General features: G+C 60.6%; 17 protein-coding genes and 1 pseudogene. 8 read left to right on the top strand and 10 right to left on the bottom strand.

Annotated elements, in window-relative coordinates:
- Positions 1-256: 256 nt before the first annotated feature.
- A complete protein-coding gene (locus CRI94_RS14405; protein ID WP_179862332.1) occupies positions 257-1,987 on the top strand; it encodes an ATP-binding protein in 1,731 nt (576 codons plus the stop codon).
- A gap of 79 nt (positions 1,988-2,066) precedes the next feature.
- On the opposite strand, the gene CRI94_RS14400 is transcribed toward CRI94_RS14405, so the two are convergent.
- From CRI94_RS14400 to CRI94_RS14385, 4 genes are all read right to left on the bottom strand, one after another.
- Positions 2,067-2,879, bottom strand: a complete 813-nt coding sequence (locus tag CRI94_RS14400) for a T9SS type A sorting domain-containing protein (protein WP_098077289.1) — start codon at positions 2,877-2,879, stop codon at positions 2,067-2,069.
- Positions 2,880-2,932: 53 nt separating this feature from the next.
- Complete coding sequence (locus CRI94_RS14395) at positions 2,933-5,149, bottom strand: hypothetical protein (protein WP_098077286.1); 2,217 nt, start codon at positions 5,147-5,149, stop codon at positions 2,933-2,935.
- A gap of 149 nt (positions 5,150-5,298) precedes the next feature.
- Positions 5,299-6,156: a DUF6920 family protein gene (locus CRI94_RS14390; RefSeq protein ID WP_098077283.1), complete on the bottom strand. Its 858-nt coding sequence runs from the start codon at positions 6,154-6,156 to the stop codon at positions 5,299-5,301.
- A 390-nt stretch (positions 6,157-6,546) separates the two neighbouring features.
- Positions 6,547-7,317 (bottom strand): hypothetical protein, encoded by a 771-nt coding sequence (locus CRI94_RS14385; RefSeq protein WP_098077280.1) that lies wholly within the window; start codon positions 7,315-7,317, stop codon positions 6,547-6,549.
- Positions 7,318-7,789: 472 nt separating this feature from the next.
- Here CRI94_RS14385 and CRI94_RS18055 point away from each other — a divergent pair, with 472 nt between their 5' ends.
- The 6 genes from CRI94_RS18055 to CRI94_RS14355 all read left to right on the top strand — a co-directional run bounded on the left by CRI94_RS18055 (position 7,790) and on the right by CRI94_RS14355 (position 12,954).
- On the top strand, positions 7,790-8,866 hold the full coding sequence (locus CRI94_RS18055; RefSeq protein WP_143815423.1) for an alpha/beta fold hydrolase: 1,077 nt from the start codon (positions 7,790-7,792) through the stop codon (positions 8,864-8,866).
- A 155-nt stretch (positions 8,867-9,021) separates the two neighbouring features.
- Positions 9,022-10,404 carry a selenium-binding family protein gene (locus CRI94_RS14375; RefSeq protein WP_098077274.1) on the top strand — a complete coding sequence of 461 codons (1,383 nt, stop codon included), beginning with the start codon at positions 9,022-9,024 and terminating at the stop codon, positions 10,402-10,404.
- Between the two features lie 13 nt (positions 10,405-10,417).
- Positions 10,418-10,738, top strand: a complete 321-nt coding sequence (locus CRI94_RS14370) for a 2Fe-2S iron-sulfur cluster-binding protein (protein WP_098077271.1) — start codon at positions 10,418-10,420, stop codon at positions 10,736-10,738.
- A 1-nt stretch (position 10,739) separates the two neighbouring features.
- Complete coding sequence (locus CRI94_RS14365) at positions 10,740-11,402, top strand: sulfite exporter TauE/SafE family protein (RefSeq protein WP_098077268.1); 663 nt, start codon at positions 10,740-10,742, stop codon at positions 11,400-11,402.
- Between the two features lie 48 nt (positions 11,403-11,450).
- Positions 11,451-12,053 carry an OsmC family protein gene (locus CRI94_RS14360; protein WP_098077265.1) on the top strand — a complete coding sequence of 201 codons (603 nt, stop codon included), beginning with the start codon at positions 11,451-11,453 and terminating at the stop codon, positions 12,051-12,053.
- A 52-nt stretch (positions 12,054-12,105) separates the two neighbouring features.
- Positions 12,106-12,954, top strand: a complete 849-nt coding sequence (locus CRI94_RS14355) for a class I SAM-dependent methyltransferase (protein ID WP_098077262.1) — start codon at positions 12,106-12,108, stop codon at positions 12,952-12,954.
- A 282-nt stretch (positions 12,955-13,236) separates the two neighbouring features.
- Here CRI94_RS14355 and CRI94_RS14350 read toward each other — a convergent pair whose 3' ends face one another.
- The 5 genes from CRI94_RS14350 to CRI94_RS14325 all read right to left on the bottom strand — a co-directional run bounded on the left by CRI94_RS14350 (position 13,237) and on the right by CRI94_RS14325 (position 18,365).
- The gene (locus CRI94_RS14350) at positions 13,237-14,436 is read right to left on the bottom strand and encodes a serine hydrolase domain-containing protein (RefSeq protein WP_098077259.1); all 1,200 of its coding nucleotides are present in this window, start codon (positions 14,434-14,436) and stop codon (positions 13,237-13,239) included.
- Positions 14,437-14,791: 355 nt separating this feature from the next.
- On the bottom strand, positions 14,792-15,337 hold the full coding sequence (locus CRI94_RS14345; RefSeq protein WP_098077256.1) for an OsmC family protein: 546 nt from the start codon (positions 15,335-15,337) through the stop codon (positions 14,792-14,794).
- 487 nt (positions 15,338-15,824) lie between these two features.
- Positions 15,825-16,244, bottom strand: a complete 420-nt coding sequence (locus CRI94_RS14335; protein ID WP_179862331.1) for a DUF3224 domain-containing protein — start codon at positions 16,242-16,244, stop codon at positions 15,825-15,827.
- 182 nt (positions 16,245-16,426) lie between these two features.
- On the bottom strand, positions 16,427-17,326 hold the full coding sequence (locus CRI94_RS14330) for a hypothetical protein (RefSeq protein ID WP_143815422.1): 900 nt from the start codon (positions 17,324-17,326) through the stop codon (positions 16,427-16,429).
- 598 nt (positions 17,327-17,924) lie between these two features.
- A complete protein-coding gene (locus CRI94_RS14325) occupies positions 17,925-18,365 on the bottom strand; it encodes a hypothetical protein (protein ID WP_098077244.1) in 441 nt (146 codons plus the stop codon).
- 289 nt (positions 18,366-18,654) lie between these two features.
- On the opposite strand from CRI94_RS14325, the gene CRI94_RS14320 reads away from it, so the two are divergent.
- On the top strand, positions 18,655-19,263 hold the full coding sequence (locus CRI94_RS14320) for an IS110 family transposase (protein ID WP_098077241.1): 609 nt from the start codon (positions 18,655-18,657) through the stop codon (positions 19,261-19,263).
- Positions 19,264-19,266: 3 nt separating this feature from the next.
- On the opposite strand, the pseudogene CRI94_RS18095 reads toward CRI94_RS14320, so the two are convergent.
- Positions 19,267-19,371: pseudogene (locus CRI94_RS18095) on the bottom strand (IS110 family transposase); the annotation flags it as partial.

Genomic DNA, 19,371 nt, shown 5'->3' with positions numbered 1-19,371 from the left:
GTACAGATGAGGTGGCTTTCTCATGTCGTCCCAGCCCTGGATACACCGGTTTGGCAGGGCTCCTCGTATGATTCGGTGGCACCAAGGGGCGATCGCGCTGGTAGGTCTTGATTTATCGATATAAAATGGTGATTTTACACATCAGATGTTTGACACTTCACATCTGATGTTAAACGGATCGATCACTCGGGAGACTTCATCGGCTATGAAGAATACACTTCGACGACCGAGGCCGATCGATGCCGACACCGCAGCCATGCTTCGCTACGCTCTCCTGCTGATGTGGGTGGGCGTGTGTACGATTTGTCCTCCGGCAGTAGCACAGAGCCAGGCGTTCCAGGACGGACGGCTCGATCTAACCGCCGAGGAACGGGAGTGGGTTGACAGTAACCCCGTTATTCGTCACGTGGTGATCCCCGACTACGCTCCGGTTGAGTCGTATTCTGAGATCGGCAAAGCGGTTGGCATTGCGCCGGACTATCTCGCGGAAGTGGCAGGCCGGCTGAGCTTGCGGGTCGAGCACGTCGAGGCTCCCACGTGGTCGGCTGCTCTGGACAGCATCCGGGAAGGGAAGGCGGATTTGACGACCGCCATCCAGAAGACGGAGAGTCGGGATGAATACATGGCGTTCACGCAGCCCTTCCTGTCCGTTCCCGATGTTCTGCTTGTGCGAGAGCAAGCCGATCCGGTCAGCATGGACAACCTGGATGGAGTGCGGGTCGCAATCGTGGACCGATATGCTGCAAACAGCGATCTTCGCAGGCAGTATCCAGGTGCAGAATTCCAGATCGTGCCAGATATTCGAACCGGTCTGGAAAAAACGGCCTTCGGCTCCGTCGACGGCATGGTGTTGTCTCTACCCGTCGCGAGCGCAACGATCGAGCGCGCGCAGATCACGAACCTTCGCGTCGCCGGGGCGACGGGCTACGTTTACAACCTTCGGTTTGGGGTTCGGCACGACCGGGCGATGCTGCGGAGCGTGCTTGACAAGGCCTTAAGTAGCCTGACAGCGTCCACGCATCGGTCGATTTATGAGCGCTGGGTCTCGTTCGATTCATCCGAGACGGGTCCCGAGTCGGGGACCTGGTGGTATTCAATCTCGCTGGTTCTCGGAGGACTGTTGGTGGTTCTGGGAGCCGGGGCGGCGTGGAACTGGTCGCTCCGGCACGAAGTCGAGCGGCGGACGGAAGAACTGGAGCGAGCCCGGGCCGAGGCAGAGGAAATGAACCGCCTGAAGTCCGCATTTCTCGCCAACATGAACCATGAATTTCGAACGCCGCTGACAGCAATCATTGGGTTTTCCGACACACTGCTCTCGCAAGATCCCGATGAATCGACCAAGCAGCTCCTGAGGTACATCAACGAGAGTGGCCGCCGCCTGGGCGATGCGCTCGAGTCCTTGCTTCACTTTGCGCAACTTGAGTCGGACTCGATGATGCTGGAGACGGAGCGCTTTTCTGCTTCGATAGCCGTCAAGGAAGTGGCAGACCGGTACCGGGAGGAAGCCGCCTATGAGAATCTGACGCTCGATGTGGAGTTGCCGGATCGTCCGATTCAGGCACACGCGGATCGTCCTGCGTTTCAGCGCATCCTGGGGCATCTTCTGAGCAACGCCATCAAGTTTACGGATGAAGGGGGAGCGGTTACCGTGCGGCTGATCGGGGACGAACGGGATGTGATTGTTGAGGTCGAGGATACGGGTGTCGGTATCGATCCGGCGTTCTTTCCTCGGCTCTACGACGCATTCGAGCAGGAATCCGGCGGGGACAAGCGTGAGTTTGACGGCGTGGGGCTGGGCCTGGCGATCGCACGTACCCTGACGGAGAAAATGGATGGCCGCATCCGGTTGGAGAGCGAGAAGGGGCAAGGATCGCGTTTCACCGTACGCATACCGCGATATCCGTCCGATACCGCCGATTCAGAGGGGCGTAGCCGTGGTAGAGGAACGTCGCACCGCGCGCCTGCAGGATCCCAGCAAACGGCCTGATCCGCATCGCTCTCAGCATGTCGAGACAACCGAGACGAACCAGCTGTGAACGCTCCAACGCGATAACACCAAATGCGCGTCATCGTACGACGGTTAGCTTCTGTGTCCGGACCTGTCCGCCGCCAGTGAGACGGAGGAAGTACATGCCGGCCGCGAGGCCGTGGGTTTGCAGCGTTAGCGTGTGGCGGCCCGAACCGCTCACGGGCAGATCGCGCACCTTGCGACCGAGGAGGTCGTATATGACGAGCTGTGCATCATCCACGCCTTCGGGGACGGCCAGGCGCGCGGTTGCGCTCGTCCGGGCTGGATTGGGATAGGTGCCGAGAAGCGTGAGTTGGTCTACCGCGTTTCGCTCCGTGACGAGCGTCTCCGAAAACGTCTCGCTTCCATCGATGTCGACCTGCCGTAGGCGGTACGTGACGGTCTCTGTCTCGTAGGGTAGGTCGCGGTCGGTGAACCGGTAGGTGTTCGGCTCCGTGGTCGTCCCCGCGCCGGCGACGAAGTCCACATCCGAGAAGGTGCCGCTTTCTGTTTGACGCTGAACGTAGAATCCGTCGTTACCGGTCTCGCTCACGGTCTGCCAGACGAGGTGCACGGCCTCGCCATCCGGACGGGCGGTGAAGGCGGCGAGTTCGACGGGGAGACGCACGTTTTCATTGCGGACGGCGTACCAAAAACCCTGTCCGACATACGGGTCGGAGCCGACGATGCCCGTTGCGGGCTGTCCGGCACTTCCGCGGAGCGAGTAGTTAGAGCCGGTCATGGCACCGTGCCCGCTCCCTACGTGCGAGGCGCGTAGCGCGAGTTGAGCCGAGGCCGGACGGGCGGCGAGCGTCGTGCCGAGGGTGAGAAAAAGAAGCGAGAGAATGAATCGCAAACGTGAATAGCGCATCGCGTAAGCCGGGATCGAGCGGGAAGGAACGGAGAGATCAGCCAGACAGCGCGTTACCGCCGTGCAGGAGAGGGCGACGTTCCTTCCGAACGATCCATCGCGGCTTCCAGACGCCGCAGGCGCTCGTGCACGGACTGCAACTGCTGGACCTGCTCGCGTAGCGCGTCGATCTCTGCCTGCTGGACGTTCATCGCCTCGCGCTGCTTCTGAATCTGCTGGACGAGGGCGTCGGTGTCGCTGAGGCCGACCTCCGCGGTCACGGTGCCGCGTCCGCTACCCTGTTTGGCCGTCCACGCGCGTCCCGCGATCGGGCCGTCGGTGTCGGGGCTCCACGCGTCCGGTGCCACGGCGCGGGCCGTGCCGTCATTCTTTCCGCTCGCGACGAGCAGATCGCCTACGTTGACGGTGCCCTCGACCGTAACGGGCACCTGTCCGACGAACGCTACCGGTGATCCATTGTCCGCGTGGATATTGCCGAGAACGGCCGGGCGGTCGGTAATGACCATGAGTCGGTCGGCACCATCTGTGTTCTGCGTGATCTCACCGCCAATCATGCCGACGACGTCACCGGGCGAAAGACTCTCCCCGGCGCGAGCATGCGGAAGCATCTCTGCGAAGTCAGCACCGCCCGACGTGTAGACGACACCGCCACTACCATTTCCTTCGATCGAGCCTACAGCTGAATCGTTGCCGTCGTAGAAGGTGACGAAGTTTGCTGACCCGTCTGGCGACGTCATGCTCGTTTTCAGAGCGAGCACGTCTGGTCCGTCCGTTGTGCTTGCGCTCGTGTTTTCGATCGTCGCGACGTGGTTGGCCAGCGTAGCGGAGCCGGTGATGCTCTCTTCGACGTGGAGTTGACTCAGTGGTGCGTTTGTCCCGATGCCGACGCCGCCCGCCGCCCGAATGAGAAACTGGTATGGGGCCGTAGAAACGAATCGATTGAAAGTGGTTTGGGAGTTGTCCGACCACACAAATGTGCCTTCATGCGCGTCTTCTACCGTAGCACCCTCGCCCGCCGCAAAGCTGTTTCTTGCCCGTGCCTCATTTGAATAACCGCCTGCGACGATGGCGTACGTTCCAGTGGCGATATTGTCGGATCCACCTCCGACCGAGGAAGCGAATCCGCTAGCAGTGTTGTCCCGTCCTCCAGCGACCGTGGCGTACGAGTCGCTGGCGGTGTTGCCTTCTCCTCCACTGACCGTCGCATCCTCGGCACTGGCTTCGTTTCCTCCACCGCCGCTAATCGTAGAGGTGGTACCAGTAGCGGTGTTGTTCCAACCACCTCCGACCGTGGCATACGACTCGCCAGATGTATTAGACCGACCTCCAGCGATGGTGGCGTGAGAACCACTGGCGTCATTACTGTAGCCGCCCGAAATTGTGGATGTGCGGCCACTCGCGACGTTGGCCTGACCTCCGCCGATTGTGCCATGATCGGCTGTCACCTCATTCTGCCAGTTCCAATTGTTCTCTGGATTGACGGAACCACCGCCTGCGATTGTTGCTCCGTCAACGCCACTGGCCACACTGTTCGCAGGATGACCGGCAATCACGTTCGGTGTGATGTAACCGTCACTATCGGTAGCTGGCTCGATACGCAGTCCCCGTGTGCCGTTGACGTGTAGTTCCAGCGGCGAATCGTCCGTCGTCCCGAGGACATCCCCGGTCGAGGGATCGGTCCCGCTGTTTCCGCCGAGCATCCAGACGTTGCCCTGCGATGTGCTGGCGGAGGTTTGCGTCGTGCCATCCGGAAAGATGATGCCGCCGGAGGTAGACTCGATGGCGCCATTCACGGTCAGCGGGCTCGTTGGGCTTGTTGTCCCCACACCCACTTTTCCGTTCCCGTCCACGCTGACGTTTGGTAGAGACATCGCCCGCTGTGCCAGGATCGACGCGGGCGTCGGGCGCATGGCTTCCCTTGGGCTGAGGGACGTGTACGAGTCGGTGGATGCACCGTCGCGCACGGCTACCTCCAGGTAGGACGGGTTGCTGCTGAAGAATGCCTTCCCGAAGTCGAGCTCGACGGCAAAGACACCGTCGTTCACCTGCACGTCATCGAACTGGATCGTGGTGCCGAGCTGGGAGCCATTCGTTTCGGCGTCATACAGCCGGAATCGAAAATCAAAAATGCCGGATGCAGGTGCTCCGCCATCTTCCAGATAGCCCTGGTAGGTAAAGGGCGTCTTTTGAGCCTGCGCGCTTCGCGGAAGCGTGCCGGCGACGGCAAGGAGAAGGCAGACAACGAACAGACGACGGATATCAATCGGCATTAAATCGAATACTTATTACTGATTAGGGGGCAGTAATAAGAGATGCGAAAAGAAATTAATCTACCGGACAGAATCAGAGAATTACGAGATTGATTGCCCGATGCATGTAGTCGCCATCTATGGTGAATCTGACCCCTCGGAGAGTGGCTTCAATCTGCAAATTCATATCCCAAGTCGGTGATGTGGCCTCGCCAGTACGGCCGTTCGCCATCTGGGAGAAGCCACGCCACTTCGCCGTCGGCGGGCACCAGCATGCCGTCCCGTTCCTCGTAGTTCCAGAAGCGTCCGCGCCACGGCGTCGGCACGACTTCACCTTCTACCGTTCGGCCGCGTGCCTCCGCACGAACGGTGTCGATCAGGCCCTCGTCGTTAAAAGAGAAGAGCAGCGTGATGGTGTTGTCGCCGTCGGTCAATGTGCCGTACGCCGAGTGGTCGTCCACAGCCTCCCACGTCACGCCCTGGCTCGGCAGGAGGGCTGTCGGGTACCAGGTGGCCTCTGCGAAATAGCGCATCAACTCGCCTCGGGCCAGCTCGCCCTTGCCCCGGAGGTCTGCCACGGACACGGCGCCCAGCAGGGAAACGTGTAGGATGCCCTGCCCCGAAACGTACGCGTCGTGCACGCGCACCGGCAGCCCCGGCGCCATGGCCACGCGACCGTTCCAGACAAAACCGGGGCGATCTGTCACGACCCACTGCTCCGAGGTGAAAGCTGACCAATGCTCGTCGGTCTCGCTTGTGTTAAACGTACCGTCGTGCTGGACGTGGACGCTCGTCACGATCGGCTGACCGTCCTCGAGCACCGTCCGGAAGTAGCGCTGCACCGGGGCGGGAAGGTCGTCGAGTTCGCGAAAATCGACCGTCCGCTGCTGGAGGGGAGAGCGCGCGAATTCCAGCCGGTCGCGTAGTTCCTGCGTCTTCGTCTGCCACCGGGAGGCGCCATACAGAAACGCCGCCGCATAGATGGCTATGAGCGCGATCAGGATGACGACAAGGATTTTCAACCACATTCTGGGAATGGGGAATTCGGGGATGGGAAGACGCTCGGTCGATCTGCGACCGATTCAGCGTGCCTGCGCGGGGACGGGCAAACGGGGGAAATGGGGGCCGATTTCCGGTTTCATTCCCGCTCGAGATCGCCGTTGGAGCCGAATGATACCATTTTCTACCCCATCACACCCGGTGTTGAATAAACTGCAGGCGCTGTGAGTGTTTGCAGCGCATCGATAGGCAATCACCGCTCCTGCTCGAGGTGTATTCTCGAGCTGTGGCTTGGACGAATTGATGTTCGACTCAACAGAGGTGTTCTGGCAGCGGGGATGACGGCGTTATGAAACCGTTCCGTGTTGTGGAGGGTCACGAACGTTCGATGTTTCAGCGCCGACACGCGGAGTGCCGCGTCAGGGGCGATCTTGCTCCGTCAGCGTTCGAACCAGGAAGCGTCCGAAGTTCGGATCGACCGGATGGACCCGTCCTGTCGTGGCGGCTACGCCCATTCCGCCGCCGGGACCGCCCGTCGGCTGCATGCCAAATCCGCTCAGTGACCAGTAGGAGGGTGGACGTCCCTTTTTCCCTTTCACCGTGACTTTCATTCCAAAGAATCCCCCCTTCCCAATCGTTGTCTCGCCCCCCACCTCATTTTGACGGGTAACGTATCGCAGAGGTGCTATAGAAACGGGTTGGTCGTTTAGTTTGAAGTCGGCCGAGTCCTCGTCATGGAATAGGCGACCGAACACATAGATCTTATTGTGCGAGAAATGATTCTCATTCTCCTCCAGTACGGAGTCCGAGACCTCGAACACGTCTAGTTCAACGATAACCACATTCGAGTCCGGCGGACCGATGGAGTGGGTCACTTTGAAGGCGTTACCTCCCAGTTGCATGGCTTTCCCACGGAGGGCATGCCAGACAACGTCCATCGGAGCGAGGTCTGCCTTCTCCGACACGCGTATGCTTCCGACGTACTGTGATGAGTCGGTCGCAGCCTGATCCGCCAAGAAGTGAAGGGCGATGTACTGTTCTGCGGGTTCGTGGTCAGATTTTGCGTCTACCACGCGAACGTCCTCCGACGACAGCGACCGTCTCTCCTCGAGTACCGATGGCGGCGGGCCACATCCGGAGACGAGCAGTAGAAAAAGGCAGGCGGTGTAGATTGCGGTCGCTCTAACCACAAGACGATCGTGTTTTATTCGAAGGAGGATCCCGCCAGCCGATCGGTGAAATCGAGCAGCGAGGCAGTGTGCGGTCGATGGCGCGTTTGGCAACTGTGTTAAATATACAAAGATACTCGTGTAAATGATATCTATCTTTCGCTGGGTAGCACGCGGCATCCAGTGGGGCATCTTCGTGCGTTTATTGCCGCGTTCGTCCAGGGTTGAGCCGTCGCCTAACAGGCAAAGAATTGATTCCCGGTGTGATGTCGGTTCAGTGACCTGACACGGGTTGCCCTTGACAAGAGGGAGAAGGCCTGGACGAACCGAAAACAGCCAGCCTCCTAGCTTGGCCTCGGACCGAAGAGCTTAACCTGTTTTCCGAGTCGAACCCAAGCGCCCCATCTTCACGTCGGATCCTAGCCTCATTGCGATCATTTTAAATATTAACACCATGTGAAGTTGTTAGATGATTCCGGAGACGGTCCTTGCCATGACCCAGCAGATCCGCTTCTGCACGTCGTTTGACGGGACCCGGATTGCGTACGCGACGTCGGGGACGGGCCCGCCCCTGGTACGGGTGGCCAACTGGGTGACGCACCTCGAACTCGACTGGGAGGGGCCCATTTGGCCGCCCTGGTTCGACGAGCTCTCGCGTGATCACATGCTCGTGCGATACGACCTGCGCGGCTGCGGCCTTTCGGACCGTGAAGTGGAGGACCTGTCGCTCGACGCCTGGGTGCAGGACCTGGAGACGGTGGTCGACGATCTGGGGCTCGACCAATTCTCTATGCTGGGCCTCTGTCAGGGCGGAAGCATCGCGGTCGAATATGCGGCGCGTCACCCGGAGCGAGTGCGGCAGCTTGTGCTGTATGACACCTACACGCATGGGGCGCTGGTCGAAGGACAACGGATCTTCGAGCGCGCCAAAGCCGAAGCGCTGACGCAGATGATCAAAGTCGGGTGGGGGCGGCGCAACGCCGCCTTCCGGAAGGTCTTCGTGGACCTGCTCGTGCCTGAGGGCTCCAAGGAGCAGCAGCATTGGCTGGCCGATCTGCAGCGCGAGAGCACATCGCCCGAGATGGCGGCCCGTCTGTGGCGCGCCTTCCACGTGATCGACATCCGCGACGCGGCGCCGCGGGTGGAGGCACCCACGCTCGTCTTCCATGTGAAGCACGATGCCATGATTCCCTTCCAGATGGGATGTCGTCTCGCTTCCCTCATTCCGGAGGCCCGCTTCGTCCCGCTGAATGGTGAAAACCACATCCTCCTGCCTGGCGAGCCGGCCTGGGATCGGTTCACGTCGGAGCTCCACGGCTTCCTTTCCGAAGACGAGTTGCTAGATCACCAGGCGGCCGGCTTCTGCGAGCTCACGCCTCGCGAACGCGAGGTGCTCGACCTCGTGGCCCAGGGCATCAGCAACGGCCAGATCGCGGAGGAACTGTTCATCAGCCCGAAGACGGTTCGCAATCACGTCAACAGCATCTTCCGCAAGTTGAACGTCAGCCGTCGCGCCGAGGCGATCGTTCAGGCGCGCGAGGTCGGATTCGGGCAAAATAGAATCTTGTAACGGCGCGTTTGGGACGTGCGTCCCACGCCGGCGGCCGCTTTCCCCGATATCCATCTCAAAATTGAGACCTGCGTCTCATGACAAGCCTCCCCGCGTAGGGTACCCTGTGATCAGCATGTCCGCTGACATCGCAGAGATCCGACGAGGAGGTTGTTATGACGCACGCCGATGCTTCCCATTCCGACGACGCACACGTCTGCTGTGGTCCCGGCTACGCCTCACCCGAAGCGGCCATGCAGGCCGACCGCGAAACCGTGCTCTACACGGTCGCCCTCTACGTGGGCACCGAAACGGAAGCCCCCGACTACCTGGCGACAATAGACGTCGATCCCGACTCGCCGACCTACGCTGAGGTCATTCACCGGACGCCGATGCCCACGCTGGGCGACGAGCTACATCACTTCGGCTGGAACGCCTGCAGCTCCTGCTACGACGACGAGAGTCAGTCGCGCCGCTTTCTGATCGTGCCCGGTTTCCGCTCCGGTCGCATACACGTCATCGACACGGAGGACGCGCGTGCACCGACGCTGCACAAGGTCATTTCTCCCAGTGAGATCAAGCAGCGGACGAATCTGAGCGCGCCCCACACGGTCCACTGCCTTGCCGATGGTACCGTCATGATCTCCATGTTGGGCGACGCCGAGGGCCACGCGCCCGGGGGCTTTCTGCTGCTCGACGAGAACTTCGACGTGGCCGGCCGCTGGGAAGCCGACGCCGACGGCATGCCCTACAACTACGACTTTTGGTATCAGCCACGCCACAACGTGATGGTCAGCAGCGAGTTTGCGGCGCCGAAGACGTATCTGCCCGGCTTTGACCTCGACGACGTGGCCGAGGGGCGGTACGGGCAGCGCCTCAACTTCTGGGATTGGGAGGAGCGTCGCCTCGTCGATAGCGTGGACCTGGGGGAAGACGGGCTCGTCCCGCTGGAGGTGCGCTTCCACCACGATCCCGACAGCACCCACGGCTTCGTCGGCGCGGCCCTGAGCAGCAACATCTGGCACTGGGAGGGGACCAACGGATCGCGATCGGTCGAAAAGGTGATCGACCAGAAGGCGGTCGAGCGGTCCGGTTGGCCGTTTCCCGTTCCGCCGCTCACGACCGACATCGTGATCTCGATGGACGACCGCTTCCTGTATCTGTCCAACTGGCTGCACGGCGACATCCGCCAGTACGACATCAGCGATCCGTCCGCCCCGAGACTGGCTGGGCAGGTCACGTGCGGCGGCGTGCTGGGCGAGTCGGTCACGGTGCAGGGCCACGAGCTCGTCGGTGGTCCGCAAATGCTGCAGCTCAGCCTGGACGGCAAACGTCTGTACGTGACGAGTTCACTGCTCAGCAGCTGGGATAATCAGTTTTACCCCGACATGGCGGATCAGGGGTCGTACATGCTGCAGATCGACTGCGATACCGACCGCGGCGGGCTGGCGATCAATGAGGACTTCTACGTCGACTTCGGCGAGGAACCGGCTGGTCCGGCCCGCGCACACGAAATGCGCTATCCGGGTGGCGACTGCACCTCCGACATCTGGGTGTAAAGGCCGGTTTGTGATGGCAGCCTACCGCATCGACATCCGAAATCGGGGTCGCCGTGTTGTCGAAGTATCCGACGACGAGCCCCTGCTGGATGCACTGGAAGAAGCCGGGCTTCGTCTTCCGTACGGCTGTCGTCACGGCGCCTGCATCACCTGCGCGGCGCGGCTTCTCGACGGCGCGGTCGATCAATCCGATGGAACGGCCCTGAAGCCCAGACACCGGGAAGCAGGGTACGTTCTCCTCTGCATCGCGCGTCCCCGCTCCGACTGCGTGATCGAGGTCGGCGCCGCATGCCAGAAGGATCTTTTCAACAATCCATTCAAGCACGAATCGTGACATGATCGACGTCTCGCTCGTCTTCGCAGCCGGATTTCTCGGGAGTGCGCACTGCGTCGGTATGTGTGGGGGCTTCATCCTGGCCGCCAGCACGGCGCACGGACGGGGTGTGCGCCTCACGCGGCAACTCATGTATTTCACGGGCAAGACGCTGACCTACACGATCATGGGCGCGGCGGTCGGTTTCGCCGGGGCGACGGTTGGCTCGGCCTTTTCGGGCATCCAAGACGCAATTAGCATCGGGGCGGGCGCGGTGATGCTTATTCTCGGCCTCCACCTCCTCGGGGTGCTGCGGCACCTCAAAGGGATCGGTACGCTGATGAATTGGCGTCCTTTCCGCGCGGCGTCGCGCTACCTCATGCAGCAGCGCTCGGCCGTGGGCGCGCTGGGGCTGGGCCTGCTAAACGGCCTGCTGCCGTGCGGACTCGTCTACAGCCTGCTGGCGATGGCGGCGGCGACCGGGACGATGTTCGGTGGTGCACTGACGATGCTCGTGTTCGGTGTCGCTACTGTGCCGGCTCTCTTCGCGCTCGCGTGGATCGGGGATCTCCTTCAGCCTGTCTGGCAGCACTGGCTCCATCAGGCGAGCGGCATTCTCGTGGTCGCGCTCGGCCTGATCACCGTGCTGCGCGGCACGCCCGCGATGCACCTACTGATGTCCTAAGAAGCTCTTTCACCATTTACGTACCCATCCTACAACGAGGGACACGTCATGGCAGCAGACGACAGACACCCATCGATCTCCGAGCGAGCGGCCGCTGCCGTGCGGCTGGCTCAGAACGGAATCAAAGCAATGACCACCGAGAAAACGCTGCAAACCATCGTCGAGCGCGCAACAGCGGCCGTTACGCTACGACCCGCCCTCGGGCAGGGCACCGACACGACCGTCGTGCACCTGCGCGCCGGGCCGACGTGCGAGGTTGAGGGCGGCTCCTGGAAGATCGTAACCGATCTCACTCCGGAACTCGGCGGGAGCGACAACCATCCCGGCCCTGGCGTTCTCTTTCGTGCGGCGCTGGGATCCTGCTTCGCACATACGGCGGCACTCTGGGCCGCCAAACTCGGCGTGCCCATCGATCATCTGGACGTTGCGGTGGAGGCGCACCACGACGCGCGTGGCCTGCTCGGCGTGGATGGCACCGCCCCGCGCTTCACGGGGCTACGGTATCAGATCAGCGTCGAGAGCCCGGCACCGGAAGAGGACGTGCAGCGCGTCCTGGACGCCGCGCATGCGCACAGTCCGGTCAACGATAGCTTAGAACACGCTCTCACGATCGAGCACGACGTGCAGATCGTGACGCCGGGGTCGTCGTGACTCGGAGCCGAGTTTTCACGCCAAGTGGTTCATCGAGACGGAGTACTCAACCATGAAAGATAACGTTCAACGACGCGTACAGCGCTACGGGTGGGACCAGGCCGCCCGTGACTATGACCCCTGCTGGCAGCGGCCGCTCAAGCCCGCGCAGGACGAACTGCTCGAACAAGCGGCGCTCCGGCCCGGACAGCACGTCCTGGACGTGGCCTGCGGCACGGGTCTGGTGACGCTTCCGGCCGCGGACGCGGTGGCTCCCGGCGGCGAGGTCGTAGCCACCGACATCTCGGCCGGCATGATCGAGCAGGCCCGGGCTCTTGCCAGGGAGCGGGGGATCGGCAACGTGACGTTCGAGCGCATGGATGCGGAAGCGCTGGAGTGGACTGATCGCGCTCCTGGGTCGGCGTCGGGTCCCGGCTTCGACGCGGCGCTCTGCTCGCTGGGCCTGATGTACGTGCCTGATCCGGAGCAGGCGCTTCGGGAGATGCACCGCGTGCTTGCCCCCGGCGGACGGGCTGTCGCCAGCGTTTGGGGCGCGCGCAGCCGTTGCGGATGGTCCCCGGTGTTTCCCATCGTCGACCGACGCGTTCAGTCGGACGTGTGTCCACTCTTCTTCCGGCTTGGTACCGGCACCGCCCTTGAGGCAGCCTTTCGAGCCGCCGGCTTCACCGATGTTACCTCCGATCGATTTCGCACCATGCTGCCTTTCGAGTCCAAAGAGGACGCCTGCAGGGCTATTTTCGAGGGCGGCCCCGTGGCACTGGCCTGGCGCACGTTTGACGAAGAAACGCGGGAGGGCGCGAGTGCCGAGTATCTCGACGCGATCGGACCGTACCGCGAGGAAGGTGGCTACGCCATCCCCGGCGAATTCGTCATCACACGAGGGCGGAAACGGGCCCGCTGAAGGGGCTTCTCATGAAGGGCTCGAAGCGTTCATATTAGATCCTCGATTTCCATCTGTCACCGTCGTTGGCATATGATGCCAAATCCAAATGACAATGTCGGGGTCACGATCGCCTATGGAAGCGTTGCGCAGGCTTGACGGTACCAGAAAACGTTGACTCCTGCGTCTCTTCCCCTTTTTCGGTCGAACCGACCCCACATCCGAGGCACGGCATCCGGATACGATCGCTTGGATTCAGTATGAGTGTGCCCCGTGCCGGACGTGCGAAGGGCCTCCCGCCCGTCATTTTGTTGCGTGTTCTTCGGTCTTCTCTCCGTACTGTTCGAGCAACGCCTTTCGCAGTTCGATCGTCGCTTCGTCTGCGTCTTCGTGTCCGGCATTTGTGACCACAGCGACGGCAAGGTCGCGCGACGCCTGAATCGTGGCTCTGGCCTTGAACGTGCCGACGCTGCCAGCATGGCTGCTTGAGCGCGCCCCGAGGTAGTCGTGAACGACCCAGCCCAGACCATAGCCAGGGATGTCCGTGCTGTCCGACATCGCGCCCCGTGACGTGTGCATGTCCCGGACGGTTGATGCGGCGAAGAGCGTGGTCTTGTTTCCTCTCAAGCCGCGCAGGTGAAGCTGGAGGAAGCGTCCGTAGTCCGGCATGCTCATGTGCACATCTCCCGGAGGGCCCCACAGCGGGCCAAGTCGGAAGCGGCCGTTCGGATCGTGCGCTCGGAGCGAGTCTCCTCCTCGGGTTCGGTGGCCCCACGGTTGCGTCGAATCGACTGCAGCAGGCCATCCAAATCCTCCGCTGATATTCAGTGGTTTGAACAGGCGTTCGCGCATCATCTGCTCCCACGACGTGCCACTGACCTGTTCGGCCATCGCGGCTGCGACCGCATAGCCAGCGTTGGAGTAGAGAAATCTAGATCCGGGTTCGTACGACGGGTCGCGCTGGAGCACGTACGTCGCAAATGCGGCACGACGCTCTTTTGGGTCGTCGACGAACGGCGGGAGCTCCCCGTATTCCCGCGTGTTTGTGAACGGCTGGAGCCCGGATCGGTGCGCAAGAAATTGTTCGAGCGTGACGCCGCGAAAGGCAGGATGAATAGAGTCCGCAAGTCCGGGGAATACCTCAGCGGGTGTCGTATCCCAGGACAACGTTCCGTCCTCGACGAGCAGAGCGATGAGGGTGGCGGTCATCGCCTTGGTGTTGGAGCCGAGGTGGAACGCGTCACGGGCCGAGACCGGGTCGGGGGCGCCCCGTCGGCGAACGCCCGTCGCTCTGGCAGCGAGAATCGAGTCCGACCGAACGACGATAGCCGCCACTGCCGGGATGTCGTATGTCTCCCGGGCATCGTTCAGCAAGCTATCCACGACCGAGGTTGATGGCAGCTCCTCCGGGTCGGGGACGGTAGACGGCTCCTGCGCACAGCCCCCGACGATCAGCAAGACTAGCGAGGCCGTCAAGATGAAGCGAACGAATGGGGGCACCATGTAGACAGGTAGAGGTGGGATAGCAGGTCGACGCTCGCGGCAACAGCGCGATGAGCAGTACGAGCTAAATGTAGCACGGAGTACGACCAAATGCTGCTGCCTATTTCAGGGTGTACCGACGCGGCGATCACGGCATGGGGCAGGCCAGAGTCTGATGGGGACTCTTTGCCACGTTCATATGTCGATACAGGGCGAACAGCAACCGCCGTCGCTTGACATCTAAGAAAGCATCTAACGATTTGCCGCTCAGCGGTGCAGGGCCGGATTACTGCTCGAACGTGTTGGGGATTATGGCTGCTGCCAATTCCTGCGTGCGCTTGAAACCGCTGGTTACGCAGTCAAGCGTGGTTGCTCTTCATTCGGCTTCGCTGAAGTTCGTCTCGACGGGGATACCTGAACGCAATGTCTGCAATACGACGCAGCTTTGCTCTGCAGCGGCCAGGACCTTCTTCATGACCTTCGGATCGGTACCCTCCTCGACCTGCATGTGAACGTCGCACTGCATCGACTGAAACCCCACGGGGACGGTTCGGTCGACGTGCAGTGTCCCTCGAACATCGACCTCAGCCGTGACGTCCACTCCAAGCGAGGTCAGCCTGACGCCGAATCGCTCGGCAATCATACGGATGGTGGAGTCCAGGCAGGTAGCGAGAGCGGCGCACAGGATGTCTCCCGGATTTGGAGCGTCGTGGTCCCCTCCGACGGCGTGGTGGATGCCGAAGGGCCAGGTGACGTCAAAGTTTTCACTGCCGGGTACAACGAAGCCGTGGAAGGGGTCGGTGTCGGTGCCTCCCGTCGTTTTTGCTCGGTCCGTAATAGTGGCTTCCTCGGGTACGGATTTATAGCGTTCCCGGAGAGGGTCTTGCCGTTTGCGTACGCTCGTTGCGTCTTGCTCAGTCATGGCGTCTCCGTGCTTACCAGTTGCAGGATGAGTCGAATCGCTCGCTTGAGTTTGCTTGTCGCGGGGGCCGCACAACGGTTCGATTCACCGCTGGTGCAGCGCGTGCTGTTTGGCGTCTCGCTGTGCATGGGTCGATCCGTCATTGCCGATGGCCTGACCCTAGCTACTCGATTTGCCTGCGCCGCTGTGTGCAGCGTTCCAGGCTGTGTATGCTTGGTATCCGATCACCCCTGCCAGGAGGAATGAGACGCCCGAGATTAAGAAGGTATTGGTCAATGACTCACCTACGACCAAGTTGATGACACCGATCGTCGACAGGACGGGGACAAGGACCATTTTAGCATGTTCGTCCGGCGATAAACACGCTAGGCGGGACCGAACCGAGATCTCTTGGTCGTTAGCGGAACTCATAGCAGTCAGGTTGGGCAGATCAGAATCGAGTCGTGATCAGACGGCGAAGTTTTATCTCGCCGTACAAAGGATAACGTTATGCCGCCTCCTCCTCGCCGAAGTGATACTCAATTGTGAACGTATGCGTACCGTCCGCCTCTCGGTTGATTTCCACTGTGCCGACGAGCCCCGTCAACTCAGCCGTCCCGGAGCCGGGCACGACGTGGCCGAACGTGTGGGGCTCTACCTCCGGCCCCATCACACCTCCGTGCTGCATGACGAACGTACCGTGCCGATTGCCAAGCCGCCCTGTAAACCGCTCGCTTACGACGTATCCTGCTCCGGCTTCTGGATCGTTCATTCCGCAGAACAGCCCCTCGCCCTCGCTGTGGCCTTCGAGGTCGTCTCCCGTGAACGCTTTCTGGACGGCGATGCGGGACATCTCAGGTCCTTTATCAGGCTGGTCGGAGGACGCCGGGTCCCAGCCCGTCACGTCGAAGTGCGCAGTGGTTTTCATGGCGGGGTCTGTAAGGAATCTACACGGAAGACGGGGGGATGTCGCGCGACGTAGCGGCCCGGTGACCTGCGGCGCAGAAGGTACTTCGGTGCAGGTGGCGGTACTCAGGCAGGCGAGCAGCGCGTTCAAAACATAGCAAGATGTGCAAACAAATGCTTCCTGCGATCTAAACCGGGACACGCTCATCGTTCGGGTGAGTCGTGTGGTGATAAGCCACCCTCCGATGATGGCACCTTCGGCGGGGGAACCGAATCGACCTGAAGCTCCAGTTCGATCTCGTCTGGGCTCGTTGCCCCACGATCTGTGAGCTTCCCGTCTTGAATCGGAATCACCACATTCATTTCGGGCAAACGGATGCTCACCAAGGCCCGACCGTTTGTTTCCACAGTCGCATTCTCCCCATGCGTACGTACTCCATGTGCGGATTCGGGAGAGAACTGTCTAACAAGTTCGATCGTCGGCGAAAACGCGGCATACTCGCGGGATGAGTACGTCTCCTCAGCTGTCATCGACCCGGAACGAAGAAGAACGCGGCTCAAGTTGTCTTGGGCATCCGCCATCTGAAGGACCCCAAACACACTGTCTCGCTCCACGATGACGGGGGCCGATAACATGCCTTGCATCGATCGATACCCGACCAGCCACGTCTGGCGGGGCACCACGACCTCCTGTTCTTGATCAAAATAGGAATCCCTTTCGATTTGGAGGATCCCTGCGTCCGCTGTGATTACGTGATCTCCGGTCTCAAGGTCATAAATCGCAGTGGTCGTCTCCCCGCTGCAGCACCCTCGTTTGACCGTCCGGTAGTAGTCCGAGTCCCACACTGCACCCGTGTCTGCGGAGTCACGCAAGGTCCAGCGAGGAGCCTCCAAATTCGAAGGAGTGAATGCCTCGACCGTTAGCTTTGATTTCGGACTCGCCAGTCCACGCGTCCACGCTTGATCGACCTGCTTCCGAAAGACAAGATCGCCCTCACGTTTGGCATAGTAGTGATAGCTCTCACTGATGATGCGGTAATCCCATGCATCTACCGAATCAGGAGCGAGCTGAAATGAAGAGCGGCCTACAAGTTCTGGCGACACGGTCGGTTTTGGACTGCGTTCATCGTGCTCGACCCGCGTATCGTCTATTTCGGACGTCTCCGTAGACAGTGCACTGCTTGTGTCGGGAGACCCCGATGATGAGCGACGGCTCTCCGAACCGCATGCGCTGAGGAAGAGCACAGCCCACACGATGACTGCGTAACGCGAATATTCAGATACTGATGACAGGGGACTAATCAAGACTGTAGAGGAAGGGCGTGTATCATAACGGTGAAAACCTACTGCGAAGGGTGCTGAAGCGTTATGTGGTCAGCACCGGAGGCACTGCCGTAAACACCTGGCTCCAGCCCTTTGCCGGCAGCAGTGTCGCTTCATGCGGCGGGGTTAGATGCTGTAATTGTCGCTGTCAGGCTGCCATCGAAGCATGGATGATTCAGTCTTACGATGTGATCGACATGGTCAAACCTCTCAGCCATGCATTTGAGATGACCGGGCGAAGTCGATGCGCATGACGCGTTTGCGATACGTTCTGAACGTCGACGTATCCAATCGGATTATCGCGTCAGTTTGCTATTGGTCGCTTGTGCGGCGACCAGGAGGTTGGATTCGTACGACCGAAAAACCGAACGACGGCAAACTAGAGCGTGCTTAAGAACCCCGTAAACAAAATTGCAAATCCTCCGATTTCAGCGATGATCAGCGCCGACATAAATGCGATAACCACCCAATTCGGAAGCGTGAATGATCCCAGTTTGTGGGGCCTTTTCATCTGATTGTCGGTGTCTCTCAGAACTCCATGAATCACGTATGTTGAAATCGCCAGGGCGAAAAACAGGATGGGCGCCGCTGCCGACCAGAACGTCACCGCCTCGGAATAAGGACTTAGCTCCACAAACTTGGCAAGCACCAGTGTGGCAAAACTATACATCAGTGAGGTTCGATGAGCGATATTCACATAGACGGGCGCCTGTGCTTCCTTTGATGAATGGATGTGATAGTATTTCCAAACACCGGTGAGTAGACCGGTTAGAAAGAAAATTCCATAGGCTGTGTACGTAAATAGCAGTGGTGACGGCACAAGGTTATTCTAGTCGACAGATTAGATATCCAGATAGCTGCTAGACATGAACAATAGCAGGACGTGATGAGATGGCCGGCCTCGATCTTCTCTTCCATACGAGGTACGCTCTCCGGCGGTGATTACGCTGAGACTCGTGGTAAGCGGACGAGAGGAAACAGTCGATTCAAGGTGCACACTGCCACCGCCCGGTGCACCGTACCTTTATGCGAAGCACAGCAAAGAAGAAGGGGCCTCGCTACACTGACTCAGGTCCTTGATTCCATTCATCAGCTTCGCTTAGCCCCTCATGCTCAAGATCGTAGCTGCGACTCCCACCGTCAACCCTTCCACGGATCTCGTCTGCTGCTTCGACGTCTCGAAGCACTCGCTCTCCCTCTACACCGAGTACGGTGCCGGGTCCTCGGTCTGCCGCGTCGAGGACACGATTCCAAACCAGACAGAGCGGATCGAAGCGCTGCTCCGCCGCCTTGACCGCCTGGCGGGCGAGGTCGACCTCAACTGCGTGCGGGTCTGCGCGGAGGCCACCGGCGGGTACGAGCGCAAACTCCTGCACACCGCTCGGCGGCTCGGCCACCCCACCGCGTTGATTAGCCCCGAACACGTCGCCAAACTCAAAGCCGTCGAGTCCAACGACACCGGCAAGACCGACCATAAAGACCCGCGAGTGATGCACCTCGTTGCCCGTCTGGGCAAAACGCAAACCGACCGACTTCTACCCGAGGTATACCGCCGGATCCGGCTCCTCACCGCCTACTACGACGAGGATGAGCAAACGCTCGCTACTGTGCGCCAGCGTATCCAAGCCGGAATTGAAGCTCTCTTCCCCGACTACGATAAGTCCGCGACGTTTACGTTCGGCTCCACGGGTCAGGCACTTATGGAGCAACTGTCTTAAAGATCAAGAGGTGAGGCCGTGATAATCTGGATTCCACGGCTCTTGTTCGCGCATGATGGCATTGAGCCAGACGAGCAGTTTGCGCATGCAGGCGACGAGGGCGACCTT

This window comes from Longibacter salinarum (assembly GCF_002554795.1).
GTDB classification, from domain to species: domain Bacteria; phylum Bacteroidota; class Rhodothermia; order Rhodothermales; family Salinibacteraceae; genus Longibacter; species Longibacter salinarum.
This window is presented reverse-complemented; position numbering and strand designations above follow the sequence as displayed.

Coding starts and splice junctions, on each gene's coding strand:
- CRI94_RS14360 (WP_098077265.1), top strand. CDS start 11,451: ATGGCAGCAGACGACAGACACCCATCGATCTCCGAGCGAGCGGCCGCT.
- CRI94_RS14335 (WP_179862331.1), bottom strand. CDS start 16,244: ATGAAAACCACTGCGCACTTCGACGTGACGGGCTGGGACCCGGCGTCC.
- CRI94_RS14355 (WP_098077262.1), top strand. CDS start 12,106: ATGAAAGATAACGTTCAACGACGCGTACAGCGCTACGGGTGGGACCAG.
- CRI94_RS14395 (WP_098077286.1), bottom strand. CDS start 5,149: ATGCCGATTGATATCCGTCGTCTGTTCGTTGTCTGCCTTCTCCTTGCC.
- CRI94_RS14390 (WP_098077283.1), bottom strand. CDS start 6,156: ATGTGGTTGAAAATCCTTGTCGTCATCCTGATCGCGCTCATAGCCATC.
- CRI94_RS14375 (WP_098077274.1), top strand. CDS start 9,022: ATGACGCACGCCGATGCTTCCCATTCCGACGACGCACACGTCTGCTGT.
- CRI94_RS14320 (WP_098077241.1), top strand. CDS start 18,655: ATGCTCAAGATCGTAGCTGCGACTCCCACCGTCAACCCTTCCACGGAT.
- CRI94_RS14345 (WP_098077256.1), bottom strand. CDS start 15,337: ATGACTGAGCAAGACGCAACGAGCGTACGCAAACGGCAAGACCCTCTC.
- CRI94_RS14400 (WP_098077289.1), bottom strand. CDS start 2,879: ATGCGCTATTCACGTTTGCGATTCATTCTCTCGCTTCTTTTTCTCACC.
- CRI94_RS14350 (WP_098077259.1), bottom strand. CDS start 14,436: ATGGTGCCCCCATTCGTTCGCTTCATCTTGACGGCCTCGCTAGTCTTG.
- CRI94_RS14365 (WP_098077268.1), top strand. CDS start 10,740: ATGATCGACGTCTCGCTCGTCTTCGCAGCCGGATTTCTCGGGAGTGCG.
- CRI94_RS14370 (WP_098077271.1), top strand. CDS start 10,418: ATGGCAGCCTACCGCATCGACATCCGAAATCGGGGTCGCCGTGTTGTC.
- CRI94_RS18055 (WP_143815423.1), top strand. CDS start 7,790: ATGACCCAGCAGATCCGCTTCTGCACGTCGTTTGACGGGACCCGGATT.
- CRI94_RS14405 (WP_179862332.1), top strand. CDS start 257: ATGCTTCGCTACGCTCTCCTGCTGATGTGGGTGGGCGTGTGTACGATT.